The organism is Streptomyces sp. NPDC059895, assembly GCF_042731035.1.
Taxonomy (GTDB): domain Bacteria; phylum Actinomycetota; class Actinomycetes; order Streptomycetales; family Streptomycetaceae; genus Streptomyces.
In genome coordinates this window covers 62,559-79,169 of sequence record NZ_JBHWKO010000026.1, presented here as the reverse complement: position 1 = coordinate 79,169, position 16,611 = coordinate 62,559, and the positions used below count along the sequence as shown (strand labels likewise).

Below are 16,611 nucleotides of genomic sequence, written 5' to 3'. Positions count from 1 at the left end.
CGGGGCTCACCGCCCGGATGATGGTCCGGGCTCACCGCCCGGATGGTGGTCCGGGCTCACCGCCCGGACGGTGTGGGCGGCGCCGCGTCGGCGAGCAGTTGGTGGGCGGGTCAGGCTCGTCTTGTTGCTGGGATCACACCTGGATCCGCACGTGCAGCCGCCTGAGCCACGCGTCGAGCTGCAACACCATCTCGACGTCCGCACGGCCGAGCCAGCCACCACGGTCGAGCCGGCTCGGATCGTCGACGACAGCGGCGGCGGCACGACGGTCCAGCAGCGTGTGCACAGGGGCCGCCGAGTCGTTCAACAGCGCCCGGAGGCGGCTCAGGAGAGCGGATTTGTAGTACGTGTCGTAGGTGATCGGGTAGGGCACCTTCGGCCGGGTGCGCACCGACTCCGGGACCAGGTCGTGCCCGAGGGCGCGCAGGAGGCTCTTCTCCCTGCCGTCGAAGGACTTCGCCGGCGCCGGCAAGTGGTACACGGCCGACACCACCTGAGGGTCGGCGAACGGAAAGCGCACCTGCAGCCCGGCGGCCGTCGATATCCGCTCCGAGTGGAGCACCGTCTGCTCGAGCAGCCGGGTGATCGTCAGGTGATCGATCTCGCGGGCGAGGCGGTCGGCGCGGGACGCGCCCGGCGGGTGCCGCACCTCGGCGACGGCTTCGCGGAACAGCGAGTCGATCCAGCCGGACACGTCGATGGCGCAGAGCAGATCGGCGTCGAACAGCCCGGCCCCGATGCCGTACGGCAGTCCGAAACGCCGGGAACGCTCGATCCAGGGAAACGATGTCAGAGCACGGGTGGGGTCGGGATCCCCGCCGAGCCCGGTGAACACCGCGTCCGCGCCCTCCCCGCTGAGCACCACCGGCACCGCCTCCGCGACCCGGCGTCCGAAGACGTACGGCGTGATGTTCTTGTCGCCGAACGGGGTCGGGTGGTCCTTGGCCGCGGCGACCTCGGCCAGCAGACCGGGTTCCGAGAGCTCGCGGGGGTCGATCTCGGCCTCGTGATGCTCGCACCCGAGGAAGTCGACGACCTCCTGCGCGTACGGCCGGTCGGGAACCGGGACACCGGTCTGGTCGAACACGACCGTGAAGGTCTTCGGGGGGTGTTTCGCGATGCCGGCGGTGAGGCCGGTCAGCACACTCGAGTCCAGTCCTCCGGACAGCAGCACAGCGGGCTCGGAGTCGCCCAGCGCACGGCGCACGGCATCGTCCAGCAGCTCTCTGACCTGCTCGACGGGGCGGCCCGGTGGGGCCTCCGGTGGATCCTGCAGTGACCAGTAGCGCGCCTCGGAGCCGACACCGCCGGCCCGGAACTCGACCGTGCTTCCGGGCACCACCTCCCGCACGTCCGCGAGCACCCCGCGCCCCGGCGGGCGCAGTTGCGTGATCAGCGCGCTCAGGCCGTCGGCGGTGAGCCGGGGCCGGACCCACGGGTGCCGCGCGAGAGTGGCGAGGTCGGAGGAGAACAGCAGGCCGTTCCCGGTCACCACATAGCTGAGTGGCTTGATGCCGAGGCGGTCGCGTCCCAGCAGCACCCTGTCCGCGTCCAGGACGGCGAACGCGAAGTCGCCCTGGAACCGCTCGACAGCGGCTCGCCCCCACTTGAGGTAGGCGTGGGCCACCAGTTGTGAGGGCGAGTACCCCGGGCGCACCGCCAGCGAGGCCGCGAGGCCGGTGGCGTTGGCGAGGTGACCGTCGAAGACCACGGCCACCGGCGGGGCCCCGGCGCGCTCGAGCACCGCCGGCCCTGTGGGCCCGGTCCAGGTGGGACCGACCGTCTGCACAAGGGCGGCACTCTCGTGCCGCCATGTCCCGTGTCCGACCCTGCCGCGCACAGCGAGGTCCGTCATCACGCGGCTGAAGTCCGCTTCGCGCACCTCAGCCTTTTTGGAATAAGCCGACCATCCGGCAAAACTAGACATCGAGACCTCGCGAGATTCTGCAGCCTCACGTAATTCACAGGATTCGAATTACGTCCGTACCGTCTGCCGCGCATGTCCGTTTTTCGGTGACCGCCCCAATAACTTCCGCGACACGTTCGACTCATTTCACTCTGTTGAGCGCTGAGCTCTGGCCGTCACTTCTTGGAACCTCATGGCAATGTAGCCCGACCGGCCGCCGGTAATGTTACGGGATCATGAAATGTGGAAGGTCGAGGCGCACTTATGGCACCTGTCGTCATGTCCTGAATGTTCCGTCTCCGTCGTTTCTTCGTCCTTGCCCACGGAATGGGATGGCACGCGAAATGAACAGCGAAAAGTACGGCTTCGCTGCGGCGGCCGGCATGGATTCCACATTTCATGATCCCGCAACATTACCGGCGATCAACGGGGGAAGATTGCCATGAGGTTCCAAGGAGTGACGGCCGGAACGCAGTGGCAATAGCGCACGAGCGGGGTCGTCCTGGGGTTGACACGGGTTCGGATCTTGCAATGCTGGACCAGTCAACGGGGTGACACTCAATGCGCCGCAAGGTCTTGGCGGCGGGCGGGCGCGACGAACAGGTACGCCACATAGCTCACGGAGATCCGATGACGCAGGAAAACTCTGTCGCCGTAGTCGGGTTGAGTTGCCGATTCCCCGGTGCTCACAACACCGAGGAGTACTGGAGAAACCTTTGCGCGGGCATCGACAGCATCAGCCACTTCGATCGGTCCGCACTCGACGCGTCGGGAATCGACGCCGCGCTCGTCACGGATCCCAGGTTCGTTCCGGCCCGCGGAGTGGTGCCCGACGGTGAACTGTTCGACCGGGAGTTCTTCGGGTACAGCGCCGCCGAGGCAGCGACGATGGACCCGCAGCACCGCGTCTTCCTGGAGTGCGCCGCACAGGCCCTGGACGACGCGGGCATCGACCCCGACCGGTCGGGGGAGTGGACCGGCCTGTTCGCGGGCGGTGACCACACGCCCGCGCCGCCGGCGGGCTCCGTCGACACCGCCACGGCCACTCAGCGGCTGATCGGGCGGGAGAAGGACTTCCTGGCCACCCGGGCCGCATACAAACTCGACCTGCGCGGCCCGGCGATCACCGTGCAGACAGCCTGCTCGACCGGGCTGGTAGCGGTCCACCAGGCGTGCCAGGCGCTGCTCGGCCACGAGTGCGACGTGGCACTCGCCGGAGCCGCCGCGCTCCACCTCCCGCAGGTCGGCGGCCATCTCCACCAGGAGGGGTCGATCCTCTCCGCGGACGGCCGCTGCCGCGCCTTCGATGCCGACGCCTCCGGCACCGTCAACAGCGGCGGCGTGGGAGTCGTCGTACTGAAACGCCTCACCGACGCGCTGGAGAACGGCGACCGGATCGTCGCCGTGATCCGGGGATCGGCGGTGAACAACGACGGCCGGGAGAAGGTCGGCTACACGGCGCCCTCGGTGACAGGGCAGCGGGACGTGATCAGGATGGCGCTGGCCCGGGCGGGCGTCTCCTCCGACGAGATCGGCTACGTGGAGGCGCACGGCACCGGCACACCCGTCGGGGACCCGGTCGAGGCGGCCGCGCTGACCGCGGCCTTCGCCGCCGAGAGCGAGGGCTCCCGGACCGGTCCCTGCCTGCTCGGCACCGTGAAGGCCAACATCGGCCACACCGGCGCCGCGGCGGGCATCGCCGGCCTGATCAAGACCTCGCTCATGCTGCACCACCGCGTCTTCGTCCCGACCCCGCACTTCTCCCGCCCCAACCCGGCCCTGGACCTCGACGCGTCACCGTTCCGGGTCAGCACCGAGTACCGCCCCTGGGAGCAGGCCGGTTCACGGCTCGCCGGCGTCAGCTCCTTCGGCATCGGCGGCACCAACGCCCACCTCGTCCTGGAGGAACCGCCCCGCACCGAGCCGGGCGATCTCCATGAGGCAGACGAGGCAGACGAGGCAGATGAGGCAGACGGGGCAGACGAGGCAGATGAGGCAGACGGGGCACACGCACTCTGCCTGTCCGCCGCCACCCCCGAGGCGCTGCACACGCTGCGCACCCGGCTGGCCGACCGGTTCGGCGCGGCCGACGCGCCCCGGCCGGTGGACGCGGCACGGACCCTGGCCGCGCGCCGGCGCTTCCCGTACCGCCTGTCGGTCGTCGCCCGGAACGCCGCCGAGGCCGCCGCGCTGCTGCGGGACAGCGACCGGACCGCCCGGGCCGCGGAAGCTCCCCGGGTGGCCTTCCTCTTCCCCGGACAGGGCGCCCTGCAAGCCGGTCACGGACAGGCCGCCCACGCACTGCTCCCGGTGTTCCGCGAGGTCTTCGAGACCTGCCGGGCCCACGTCCGCGCCCGCCACGACATCGACCTGGCACCGGCGCTGGACCCCGGCACCTCCCCCGACTGGTTCCTCGACACCCGCCACCAGCAACTCGGCCTGTTCGTGTACGGCTACGCGCTGGCCCGGCAGCTGTCCGCCTGGGGCGTCACCCCCGAGTCCTCCCTGGGACACAGCGTCGGCGAGTACGTGGCCGCCGCGGTCGCCGGTGTCTGGGACCGGCAGGACGCACTGGACCTCGTCCATGCGCGCGCGACCGCGATGCACCGGGCGCCGTCCGGCCGGATGCTCGTGGTGCGAGCACCGCTCGACGAGGTGACGCCGCTGCTCGACGACAGTGTGTCGCTCGCCACGGTGGGGACGGGTTACGTCGTCGTGTCCGGCCCGACGGAACGGATCGAGGCGCTCGCCGCCGACCGGCAGGCCGCCGGCACCGCGAGCCGGCTCCTGCCGACCGCCCACGCCTTCCACTCCCCGCTGATGGCGACCGCCGCCGACGAGCTGCGCAAGGCCGTGGCCACGGTGCCGGGGAAGGCGCCGCACCAGGCGTGGATCTCCGGACTCACCGGCGAGTGGACGGCCCCCGAGCAGGCGCGGGACCCCGACTACTGGGCCCGGCAGCTCACGGGCACCATCCGGCTGGACCTCGGGATGCGCACGCTCGCCGAGGGCGGCGCGCCGGTCCTGGTGGAGCTGGGGCCCGGGGACTCGCTGACCCGGGAGGCGATCCGCCGGTCGGCGGACCTCGTCGCCGTGCCGCTCCTGGGCCGCTCCCCGGCCGATGAGCGCGGGAACCTGCTCGGCGGTCTCGCGCGGCTGTGGGAGGAAGGGGTGAGTGTGGACTGGGAGTCCCTGGCGCCCGTCCGCGCCGGACGGATCTGCTCCCTGCCGCCCCATCCGCTGGCCCGAACCGCCGTGCCGGCCCCGCTCGCGGCACCGCCCCGTCCACCGGCGGCCGCGCCGGTCACGCCCCCGTCCTCCTCGCACCGGACCCCGCAGGCCGTCGCCCCTGTGTGGACGCAGGCCGGTGCCGCCCGTCCCGGCGCCTACGACGTGCTGCTCGCCGGAGACTCCGCCGGGCTCGGCGCGGCCCTGTCCGGTCACGGGGTCACCGCGGTCGCCTGGCGGCCCGGTGCCCTCGCGGCGGCGGCCGGCGACATCGCGGTTCGGACCGGGCGCCGCCCCCTGGTGATCGCCGTTCCACCGGAGCGGGAAGCGCTGACCGGTCCGGACGCGCCGGACGTCGCCCCGGTGCTCGCCGAAGCGGTCGAGACCGCCGGGCGGCTCGGCGCCCCCTTGTTCGTCGCGGGCCGCGGGCTGACCGACGTCCTGGCCGCCGCCCCGGCGGCCGCCGCCCCCGACTGGGGCGCCTGGGCCGCGCACCACTTACGGACCGGACAGCCCGTCGCCCTGCTCGACCTCGGTGACGGCACCGCACCGTCCCGGCTGCCCGGCCCCGGGGCCGACGCGCACGCCTGGCGCGGCGGGCTCTGGTGGGATCTCCGACAGAGGCCCGTGCAGCTCCCCGCCTCCACGGCGGACGGCCCGCCCCCGTCCTGGACCGTGGTCGGCGACGGGCACCCGCGCGCCGCCGCGCTGGCCGCCGATCTGGCCGAGCACGACCTGCCGGTACGGGAGTACGTCGAGGCCGCGCCGCCGCCCGACCTCACCGCTCCCGTGCACGCCGCCGTGGACGGTGTGGCCTGGACCAGCCGGACCACGCCGCTCACCCGGCGGACCGAGCTGAGCCGGCGGCTGGACCTGTACTGCGCCGGGCTGACCGGGCAGCAGATCGTGGCGATGACCGGCCTCACGGACGGACGGCGGACAACCGACCAGGAGCTGCGCCGGCGCATTGATCCCGACCGGCGCCTGCCCGCACTGACCGACTTCTGCCTGCGCGTCCTGGAGCAGGAGGGCTGGCTGTCACGGGACGGCGACCACTGGCAGGCCGCCGACACGCTCACCGCCTCGCTGGCCGCCGCGCTGGCCGTCGAGTCCGAGCTGGACGAACTCCCGGGCCTGACGCGGATGCTGCGCCATGTCACCGCCGCCTACCCCGACGTCCTCGCCGGTCACCGCACCCCCGTATCGGTTCTCTACCCCGACGCCGACACCGGGTTCCTCGACGACTGCCTGCGCGACAACCGGATTCCGCTGGACGACTGCGCCGCCGCGCTGGAGGCCCTGCGCGACGTCGTGCGCACCGCGACCGCCGGAGCCGGGGAGACCGGCCGGACGCTGCGCGTCCTGGAGATCGGCGCGGGAGCCGGCCGGCTCACCTGGCCCCTGCTGACCGAGTGGCCCGGCCGGCGGGGCATCGAATACCACATCACCGACGTCAGTCCGCTGATCGTGCGGCGTGCCGAGGCCCACGCGGCCGAACTCGGTCTGACCGGCCTGAGGTTCTCCACCTACGACATCGGAACGGACCCGGCCGACCAGCGGCTGGTGCGGGGCAGCTACGACCTGGTGCTCGGGTACAACGTCGTCCACGTGGCCGAGTCGGTTCCCACCGCGCTGCGGCGGCTCGCGGGGCTGCTGCGGCCCGGCGGCCGGCTGGGCCTGGTCGAGGTCACGGAGATCGCCCGCTGGTCCCATGTCATGTGGGGCCTGGCCCCGGGATGGTGGGACTTCGAAGACGAACTGCGCACCGACTCCATCCACCTCGACGCACCCACCTGGCTGCGAGCGATCGACGACGCCGGATTCACCGACGTCCGGGCGGTGGACGCCAGTCTCGCCAGTGACCACGTGGTGGTGTTCGCGGCCGGCCCCGGACCCGAACCCGAACAGCCGCCGGGCGACGGCGGGCTGCTCTACCTGCCCCGGACCGGCCCGGACTCCGCGGACCGGTGGCGGGAAGTGCGCGAGCGGCAGCCCGGCCGCGCCCCCGCCTGGGTGGTGACCGAGGACCCCGACTCCTGGCAGGGCGAGCGGCTGCGCCGCGGACTCGACCCCTCGCCGGACAGCCACGCCTGGGGGCACCTGGAGGTCCCCCGCGTCGATCCCGGCCGGCTGGCGCGTCTGCTCGCCCTGGACCCGCCGCCCGGACGCCTGCGACTGCCGGACGGCCCACCCGCACCCGAGGCGGACCCGACGGCCCCGGGTGCGGACGCCGGGTCCGCGGCGCCGGCGCCGGCCACACAGGTCACGCCGGCCGCACCGACCCCGGCCGAACCGTCCGGCACGGCCGGCGCGGACGGCCTCGCGACGGACCTGGCCGCCCTGTGGTGCGAGGTGCTGGGCACCCCGACGGTGGGCGACGACGCCGACTTCCACGGGCTCGGCGGAGACTCGCTGATGCTCGTGCAGCTCAGCGGACTGATCGGCAGCCGTCTGGGCCACGACGTGCCCGTCACGTCACTGCCGCACGACCTCACCTTCGCCGCGCTGGTCAATGCCGTCCGGCACCTCGTCCCCGCCGTGGAGCAGACCCGCGCCCCCGACGCCACGGCACCGGCGCCGCTTCCCGACCCCACGCCCGACCACCTGCCCGACCACCTCACCCTGCTCCGCGCGGCCGACTCGGGCCGCCCGCTCTTCCTGGCGGCACCGGCCACGGGCAGCACCCTGTGCTACCGGCTGCTCGCCGACCATCTCGACGGCAGCCGGCCGGTCTACGGTCTGGACGCGCCCGGCCTCAACGACCACCGCCGTCCGCTGGCCCGCCTCGAGGACATCGCCGCGCACCACGTCACCGTGTTGCGGCAGGTGCAGCGCAACGGGCCGTACCTGCTGGGCGGCTGGTCGTACGGAGCGATGGTCGCCCACGAGATGACCCGCCTGCTGGAGACGATGGGCGAGTCGGTGGAGCTTCTTGTGGGCATCGACGGCTTCCTGCCCGCCACCGGCGGCCTGCCGGTCGGCGCCCTGCCGCACTGGCTGGTGCCCAGCCTGCGCCTGCAATGGGAGGCCCGCTTCCACGGCGCCCGCTCCCGGCGCCCGGTGCCGGAACGGCCCGAGGGCGAGCTGCCCCGGGTGCGGGAGCTGGCCGGGCTGCGCCTCACCGCCGGTGTGCCGGACTACGTACGGCTGCACAACACCAGCATCAGCGCCCTGCTGCGCCACCGCCCCCGGCCGGTCCGCGCACCGATGCTGCTGCTCAAGGCCGGCACCGACCAGGACCGGCGTACCAAGCTCGGCCGGCGCATCGCCCCGCTGTACGGCGCCGGGGTGACCGTGCGCCCCCTGCCGGGCGACCACCACAGCATCCTGGGCAGCCGGCACGTACCCGCGCTCGCCGCCGCGATCGACCAGGCCCTGGCGCCACCGGCGGACTCCGACCGCTGACGCACTCCCCCCACCCCGATTGGCTTGCCCATGGTGCGACGACGTCCTGCCCAGCCACGCAACTTCTCGTCCGACCCCGACCGCCCCAGCTTCCTGGAGGAGCTGTACCAGGGCCGCTTCCGCTGGGACCTGGTCCACCCCGTCGCCGAGCAGGACGCGGCCGACCGCGCGGCCGGGGACCGGGCCGTCGCCGAACTGGGGGCCTTCCTGCGCGAACACGTCGACCCGGCCGAGGTGGAGGAATCGCGGCGGCTGCCCGAGAGCCTGTACCCGCTGCTGCGGTCCCGGGGCTACCTGAGCCTCCAGCTCGACCCCTCGCTCGGCGGCCTGGGCCTGTCGCACTTCAACGTGTTCCGGGTCGTGCAGGCCGCCGCGAGCCACTGCTTCCCCGTCGCCCTGGTGATGGGCATCGAGAACTCCGTCGGCGCGCCCGCCTTCTGGCCGGTGGTGCCGGACGGGCCGCTGAAGGACCTGCTGCACCGGCACCAGAAGCTCGGCGGCCTGTCCGGCACCGCGGACACCGAACCCGGCGGCGCCGCCAACCAGCACCGGGCCACCACCGCCGTGCCGGTCGACGGCGGGGCGGCGTACGTGCTCGACGGCCACAAGGTCTTCGTGGGGCACGCGCCCCTCGGCACGCTGTTCAGCGTGACCGCGACCGTCCGGGAGAACGGCACCGCCACCAACCAGGTCTTCTTCGTGGAGGCCGACACCCCGGGGTTCTCGCGCGGGCGGTGGCACGAGTTCTCCGGCATCCACGGCTTCCCCAACGGCTGGATCACCCTGGACAACGTCCGGGTGCCCGCCTCGCACCAGCTCCTGGAGGAGGGGAACGGACAGGCCCGCCTGACCCCCGCCGTCTCACGGCTCGTCACCCGGGGACGGCTGCACATGATCGTGGCGCCGTCGCTGGCCGTGGCGAAGCTGTGCTGCCGGTGGTCCCGTGAGTTCGTCAACCGCCGGGTGGTGGACGGACGCCCGCTCGGGGAGTACGAGGAGATCCGGCGCAGGCTCGCCGACTCGCTCGCGGAGACCTTCGCCGTGGAGAGCGTCGCCCGCGCCGCCCTGCTCAACGAGGACCAGGACCTGGGACGCAACACGGCCTTCGAACAGAACGTCGCGAAGAACATCGCCTCCGTCGTCGCCGACCGCGTGGCCGACCGGACCCTCTCCCTCACGGCGGCGGAGGGCTATGAGACGGCGGCGAGCAAGAAGCGCCGCGGGGCACCGGCGCTGCCGGTGGAGCAGGCCGTCCGCGACGTGCGCAACATGCGGATCTCCGGCGGCGTGGACTTCATGATCGACTACTGGCTGGCGGGCCGCAACATCCTGTCGTACTACTACCCCGAGCCCGACGAACCCGAAGCCCCGGCCGCCCCCGACGCGAGCCTCCTGGACGCCGACCTGACCGACCGCAACCGCGCCCATCTCGCGGCGGTCGTCGAGGAGACCCACCGGTTCGGGCTGACCTGCCGGGAGCTGGCCCGCCGCCACCCGGACCGGTCCGAGCTCACCGCCCGCCAGCGCGTGCTGGTCCTGCTCTCCCAGATCTCCGCCGAACTCCTCACCATGGCCGTCGTCCTGGCTCGCGCCTCCGGCATGACACGGACCGCCGCGCCGGCGGCCGAGGACGGCCAGCGCCTGGCCGACCTGTACTGCGAGGCGGCCCGGCACCGTGTGGCCGGGCACCTGCGGCAGCTGCGGGACGCCGCCTCCGACGACGACAGCGCCGACTACGCCGGGCAGAGCACAAGCTGGCTCTCCGCCACCGGGCCCCACCCGCTCTCCGAGGACCTGCTCTGACGAGGGAGCGGCGTCACCCGCCGTGCGGACACGTACTCGACGAAGGAGCAGTTGCCATGACGGTCCCCGACCACACCACCCAGGGCCGCCCGTCCGGCGCCCCGGAGCCGGACGAGGAGGTGGTGGTCCCGGCCTCGGCGTTCCAGCAGCGGATCTGGCTCGCGGAACGGATGGACGCCGCCGCCACGTACAACGTGCCGCTGGCCTGGCGGGTGACCGGCCCGCCGCTCGACGCCGACACCCTGCGGCGTGCCCTCGCGCTGCTGGTGGCACGGTTCGAGATCCTGCGCACCCGGTTCGAGGAGCGGGACGGCACCCTGCGGCAGCGGATCGGCGTGCCCTGGAGCCCGCGGGTGGACCGGGTCGACCTGCGCGGGGACGGCGCCCCGCAGGACGCGCTGCACGCGTGGCTCCGCCGGGCCGCCGACGAACCGTTCGACCCGGCGTCGGGCCGGCTGCTGACCGCCGCGCTGCTGGAGACGGGCGGCCCCGGGGGACAGGTGCTCTTCGTCCGCCTGCACCACCTGGTGTGGGACGGCGAGTCCGCCGGGATCTTCCTGCGGGAGCTGGCCGACTGCTACACGCAGGCGTCCGGCGGCGGCCCGGCGCCCGGGCACCGCCCTCTCCCGGCGGTGGCCGCTCCGCGCGACGGCCGCGCACAGTACCGGGACTTCGTCGCCGCGCAGGACGGCGGCGACACCGGGCAGCGGGCCGCCGAGCTGGCGTACTGGACCGACCACCTCGCCGGGGCGCCCGCCTACCTGGACCTCTCGCCCTGCGGGCCGGACCCCGAGGGCAACGGCACCGTGACCGTCCCCCTGCCCGCGGGCCTGGCCGCCCGGCTGCGCCGCGTCCAGCAGGACCAGGTCTGCACCCTGTACCAGCTCGCGGCGACGGCGCTGGCCGCCGTCCTGCACCGCTGGACCGGCCGGGACGACGTCGTCTTCGGCGCCCCGCTCGCACAGCGCGACGACCCGCGCTTCGCGGGGCTGATCGGACCGTGCCTCAACACGGTGGTGCTGCGCTCGCGCCCCGCCGCCGACGCGACGCTGCGGGACCTGCTCGTCAGCCTGCGCGGAGAAGTCCTCGACGCGTACCAGCACAGCGGCGTCCCCTTCGAGAAGGTGGTGGAGCGGCTGAACCCACCGCGCCGCTCCGGCCACGTCCCGTACGCCGACGTGACCCTGAGCCTGGAGACCGTCCCCGCCGAGCCGCCCCGGCTGGGCGGGGGCACGCTGGTCAGGCTGCCGCTGTCCTCGGAGGACGCCGACTACCGGGCCAAGTTCGGACTGACCGTGGTGCTGACGCTCTCCGGTGACACCCTCGAGGCGGCCTTCTCCTACCGCGGCGACCACGCCCACCGGGCCGACGTCGCCCAGCTGGCGACGCTGTACGGGCGACTGCTGGCCCGGCTCCCGGAAACCCTCGGCAGCCGCCTCGACACCCTCGACCTCGTGGCGGACGACGCCGCGGAGCTCGCCCGCCTGGACGCCTGGGAGAACGGCGGTGAGGCCGGCCCGACGACCACCGTCCCGGACCTGCTCGGCCGATGGGTCCGTCAGACGCCCGACGCCCCGGCCGTGGACACCGCGCGAGGCGTCCTCACCTACGCCGGACTGCACCGGCGCGCACTGGCCCTCGCCGCGCGTCTGCGGCCGCTGTGCCCGGCCGACGACCCGGTGGTGGCCGTGCTCCTGCGCCGGGGCGAGGACCTGGTCGTCGCGATGCTCGCCGCCTGGTACGCGGGCGCCGCCTTCTGCCCTCTCGACCCGGACCTCCCGGCGGCCCGGGTGGGCGAGCTGCTCGACGACCTGGGCGCGTGCGCGGTGATCGCCGACGGCCCCTCCGGCGCCGCGCACCCCGCCGCGGCCGGCCTACCGGTCCTGGGCGTCGTGCCGGGTGCCGGGGACGGCCTGCCGGTCCTGGGCGTCGTGCCGGGTGCCGGGGACGGCCTACCGGTCCTGGGCGTCGTGCCGGGTGCCGTGGACGGTCGGCCGGTCCTGGGCGTCGTGCCGGGTGCCGTGGACGGCCGGCCGGGACAGGACCGGCCGGCGACGGGGACGGACACCGTCGGCCCGCACCTGGCCTCGCCGCGGGCGGCGGCGTACATCGTCTACACCTCCGGTACGACGGGCAGGCCGAAGGGCGTCGTCGTCCGCCACCGCAGCCTGGCCCAGCTCGCCTCGTGGGGACGGGAGTCGTTCGGTCTGGAGCCCGGAGACCGGACCGGGCAGCTCCTGGGAGTCGCCTTCGACGCCACCCAGTGGGACGTGTGGTCCGCCCTCGCCTCCGGCGGCTGCGTCGTCCCCCACGAGGGAGCACCGGCCGCCGACGACCTCGCGGACTGGCTCACCCGGCGGCGAGTTACCGTCGTCCTGCTCGCCACACCGCTCGCGGAAGCACTGTGGGCGTCCGGGGCGGCACTGCCGCGGCTGCGCCAGCTGATCGTCGGTGCCGCCGCCCTGACGAGGACGCCGCCCGCCGGCACCCCGTACCGGATACGCAACGCCTACGGTCCCACCGAGTCGACCGTGATCGCGCTCACTCACGACCTCTCCGGCGGTGCCACCGGGCCGATGAACACCATCGGACGGCCCATCGCCGGAACCCGGGCCGAGATCCTGGACCCGGCGGGGCGGCGCTGCGCCGCCGGAGTGCCCGGCGAGATCTTCCTGCGGGGCGCGGGCGTCGCGGCCGGCTACTGGCGGCGGCCGGAGTTGACGGCGGAGCGCTTCCACGGCCGCGCCGGCCCGGTCTACCGCACCGGGGACCGGGGCCGGTGGCTGCCGGACGGCACCGTCGAGTACCTGGGCCGGGTGGACCGGCAGCTGAAGGTCCGCGGCCACCGGATCGAACCGGGCGAGATCGAGGCGGCGCTGCTGCGGCACCCCGCGGTGTCCTCCGCCCTCGTGCACGGCGACCCGGGCCGCACGCCCAGCCTGGTCGCCTACCTCGTCGCCGCGTCACCGGCGGGGCAGCGGCCCGACCGCGCCGAACTGCTCGACGACCTGCGGTCCCGGCTGCCCGCTCCCTCGGTCCCCGAGGCGTACGTATGGCTGGACCGGCTGCCCCTGAACGCCAGCGGGAAGGTCGACACCGCGCGGCTGCCGCGGCCGCGCCGCGAGGACCTGCCGGTGGCCGCCGAGCGGACCGCCCCGCGCGACGACACGGAACGGCGGATCACGGCCGCCTGGGCGGAAGTCCTGGGCCGCGACGAGATCGGCGTGCACGACAACTTCTTCGACCTGGGAGGCAACTCCCTCCTGCTCACCCGGCTGCACACCTCGCTCCACGGGCGCGGGTTCACCGCCCTGACCCTGACCGCGCTCTACGAGCACACCACGATCGCCGCCCTGGCGCGGTTCCTCACGGCTTCCGAAGCACAGCCCGCCGCCCCCGCCGACGGGCTCCGCGACCGCGCGGCGCGGGCGCGCCGGGCGATGGCGGACCGGGGCTCGCGCGGCAGGGACGGCCGGGCGGGCGTCCGGGGGAGTGACGGCTGATGTCTCCACCGCCCGGCAACGCGTCGCGCGGCGTGCTCCGTACGGTGCTGGCCGCCGAAGTGCTCTCCATGAGCGGCTCGCAGCTCAGCGCCGTGGCCATGCCCTGGTTCGTCCTGGAGAGCACGGGTTCGGCGGCGGACATGGGGGTGGTGATGGCGGCCCAGATGATCGCCGTCGCCCTCTTCGGCGTACTGGGGGCTCCGCTGAGCGGACGCCTCGGCCCCCGCCGGGTGCTGGTGGCATCCGACCACAGCCGTGCCCTGCTGGTGGCGCTGGTGCCGCTGCTGCACCAGGCCGGTCTGCTGCCGCTGCCGGTGATCATGCTCCTGCTCTTCGCCATCGGCTCCTTCTTCGCCCCCTACACCGCGAGTCAGCAGGCGCTGCTGCCGTTCCTCGCCGGCGAGGACGAGAAACTGCTCAGCCAGGCCAACGCCCACCTCCAGGGCGCGACCCGCCTCGCCATCCTGATCGGCCCGCCCGTCTCCGGACTGCTCGTGAGCTGGCTCGGTGCGCCGACCGTCCTGCTCCTGGACGCCGGGACCTATCTGGCCTCCGCGCTGATCCTCGGTCTCCGTATCCCGCGCGGCCTCGCCCCGCCGGTCCGCACCGCCCGCCGGAACACCGGGGCCGCGGTGAACGTGCTGCGCCGCGACCGGCTGCTGGGCTGCTGGACCCTCGGACAGGTCCTGACCGAAACGGCGTGGCAGGCCCTGTTCGTCCTGCTGCCGGTCCTCGCCCTCGAGCAGTACGGCGGCTCGGCCACCCTGGCCGGTCTGCTGCTCGGCGCCTTCGGCGGCGGAGCGCTCAGCGGCACCCTGCTCGTCGGACGGGCTCTGCGACGCCTCTCCCCGACCCGGCTGTCGGTCCTCGGCAGGATCGGCCAGACCGCGGCCTTCTTCGCCCTGCTGCTGCCGCTGAACGCGCCCGGACTCGCCGCCGTCCTGTTCACCGCCGGGCTGCTCAACGGCCTGTCCAACGGACCGATCGCGGCCGTGCGCACCGCGCGCATCCCGGCCCCGCTGCGGTCGACGGCGCTCACCCTGATCGCCGCCTTCGGGCTGACCGGCGGAAGCGTCGGTCTGGTCACCAGCGGAGCGGCGGCGGAGAGCCTGCCGCTGCACACCGTGTTCGCCCTGCTGGCCCTGTGCCAGGTCCTGGCCGCCGCGTGCTTCGTCCTGGGCGCCCGCCGGCCCCGCCGGGGGACGGCGGCGCGAACCCCCCGCGAAACCGGCCCGCCCGTTCCCACCCCACCGCGCCCCGCCCATGACCGACGGCCTCCCCGCCCCGACTCACCCGACGCATGACGGACGAGAAACGAAGGATGCCGATGACCTCGCTCGCACAGCGCTGCTGCCCGCATCTGGCAGGCGCCCCCGACACCGACCACGCCCTCGGGCCCGACTTCGTCCAGGACCCCTTCCCCGCCCTCGACCGGCTGCGGACCGAAGGCCCGGTGCACCTGGTCACCCTGCCCAACGGCGCCGAACGCTGGCTCGTCACACGCCACGACGACGTGATCCAGGCCCTGGAGGACCTCCGGCTGAGCAACGAGCTCGGGCGCGGTCTCCAGCAGAGCCTGCCGCCCGAGCCGCTGCCGCCGCGCGCCCAGGTCGGCCTGCGCACCACGCAGCTCCTCGGCCGCGCGATGGCCAACCTCGACCCGCCGGACCACGACCGCCTGCGCAAGCTCATCGTCCGGGGGTTCAGCGCGAAGCGCGTCGAGGGAATGCGCGACCGAATCCAGCAGAGCACGGACGAACTGTTCGACGCGCTGGGGGACGCGCCCGAGTTCGACCTGGTCGAAACGGTGGCGAACCGGCTCCCCATCGCGGTGATCTGCGAGCTGCTGGGCGTCCCGGCCACCGACACCGGACTCTTCCGCACCGCCGCCTCCGTGGTCGGCGGCCATATCGCCGACGACGAGGCCGCCCTGCGCGTCGTCGCGGCCCTCGACGCCTTCGACGCCTACGTACGCGAACTGATCGACGCCCGCCGTACCACGCCGCGGGCCGACCTCATCAGCGACCTCGTCACCGCCGAGACGGACGGCGAACGCCTGACGGAGGACGAACTCGTCAGCATGATCGGGATCGTCCTCTTCGGCGGCTACGAGCCCTCCGCGCAGCTGATCGGCAACGCCCTGGTCGCGCTGTTGCAGCACCCGGACCAACTCGCCGCCGTACGCGCCGACTTCGGTCTGATCCCGGCCGTGATCGAGGAGACCATGCGGTACGACGGTCCGGTCACGCCGGGACTGAGCCGCTACGCCCTGGAAGACGTCGAGATCGGTGGCACGACCATCCCCAAGGGCTCCTACGTCATCGTCAGCACCGCCTCCGCCAACCGCGACCCCGAGCACTGGCCGGACCCGGCGACGTTCGACATCGGACGCTCGTTCACGGCGCGCTCGCTGGGGTTCGGCCACGGACTGCACTACTGCGTGGGGGCACGCCTCGCCTCCCTGGAGGTGGAGATCGTGATCGCCGCCGCGCTGCGCCGCTACCCCCGCCTGCGGCCGGCCGTCCCGGTGGCGGAGATGGAGCGCCGGCCGGGTTCGGTGCGCGGGCTGCGCGCGATCCCGTTGCGGGTCGACTGAGCGAAGACGGCCGGCACGCGGGAGGTCTGTCCGGGAGCCATCGCTTCCCGGACAGACCTCCCGCGTTCACCCACCGACCGAGCCCGATCGCCCCGCCCGCAACACGCTCGCCCCGACCGGCCGGTCGCCTCGCGCCTCCTGCCGCCGCGCCGGCCGCCCGGCGCTCGCGA

General features: G+C 73.9%; 6 protein-coding genes. 5 read left to right on the top strand and 1 reads right to left on the bottom strand.

Translation table 11 applies throughout. The annotated features are described in order from the left end of the window. Positions 1 to 133 precede the first annotated feature (133 nt). On the bottom strand, positions 134 to 1,744 hold the full coding sequence (locus ACFV9M_RS26445) for an asparagine synthetase B family protein (protein WP_385071179.1): 1,611 nt from the start codon (positions 1,742 to 1,744) through the stop codon (positions 134 to 136). Positions 1,745 to 2,467: 723 nt separating this feature from the next. Between ACFV9M_RS26445 and ACFV9M_RS26440 the strand changes: the two genes are divergently transcribed. Genes ACFV9M_RS26440 through ACFV9M_RS26420 form a run of 5 tightly spaced genes read left to right on the top strand, consistent with a single transcriptional unit; the run spans position 2,468 to position 16,441 of the window. Continuing rightward, positions 2,468 to 8,539, top strand: a complete 6,072-nt coding sequence (locus tag ACFV9M_RS26440; protein WP_385071176.1) for a beta-ketoacyl synthase N-terminal-like domain-containing protein — start codon at positions 2,468 to 2,470, stop codon at positions 8,537 to 8,539. A gap of 30 nt (positions 8,540 to 8,569) precedes the next feature. Further along, positions 8,570 to 10,342, top strand: a complete 1,773-nt coding sequence (locus ACFV9M_RS26435) for an acyl-CoA dehydrogenase family protein (RefSeq protein WP_385071174.1) — start codon at positions 8,570 to 8,572, stop codon at positions 10,340 to 10,342. Positions 10,343 to 10,398: 56 nt separating this feature from the next. Then, positions 10,399 to 13,845 carry an AMP-binding protein gene (locus tag ACFV9M_RS26430; protein ID WP_385102547.1) on the top strand — a complete coding sequence of 1,149 codons (3,447 nt, stop codon included), beginning with the start codon at positions 10,399 to 10,401 and terminating at the stop codon, positions 13,843 to 13,845. Further along, complete coding sequence (locus ACFV9M_RS26425; RefSeq protein WP_385071169.1) at positions 13,845 to 15,149, top strand: MFS transporter; 1,305 nt, start codon at positions 13,845 to 13,847, stop codon at positions 15,147 to 15,149. The genes ACFV9M_RS26430 and ACFV9M_RS26425 overlap by 1 nt, the downstream gene beginning before the upstream one ends. A gap of 23 nt (positions 15,150 to 15,172) precedes the next feature. Next, positions 15,173 to 16,441, top strand: a complete 1,269-nt coding sequence (locus ACFV9M_RS26420; RefSeq protein WP_385071166.1) for a cytochrome P450 — start codon at positions 15,173 to 15,175, stop codon at positions 16,439 to 16,441. Positions 16,442 to 16,611: the final 170 nt, after the last annotated feature.

What these genes read in the sequence shown, in the direction of transcription:
- ACFV9M_RS26420 (WP_385071166.1), top strand. Translation starts at nt 15,173, where the DNA reads ATGACCTCGCTCGCACAGCGCTGCTGCCCGCATCTGGCAGGCGCCCCC.
- ACFV9M_RS26430 (WP_385102547.1), top strand. Translation starts at nt 10,399, where the DNA reads ATGACGGTCCCCGACCACACCACCCAGGGCCGCCCGTCCGGCGCCCCG.
- ACFV9M_RS26425 (WP_385071169.1), top strand. Translation starts at nt 13,845, where the DNA reads ATGTCTCCACCGCCCGGCAACGCGTCGCGCGGCGTGCTCCGTACGGTG.
- ACFV9M_RS26435 (WP_385071174.1), top strand. Translation starts at nt 8,570, where the DNA reads ATGGTGCGACGACGTCCTGCCCAGCCACGCAACTTCTCGTCCGACCCC.
- ACFV9M_RS26440 (WP_385071176.1), top strand. Translation starts at nt 2,468, where the DNA reads ATGCGCCGCAAGGTCTTGGCGGCGGGCGGGCGCGACGAACAGGTACGC.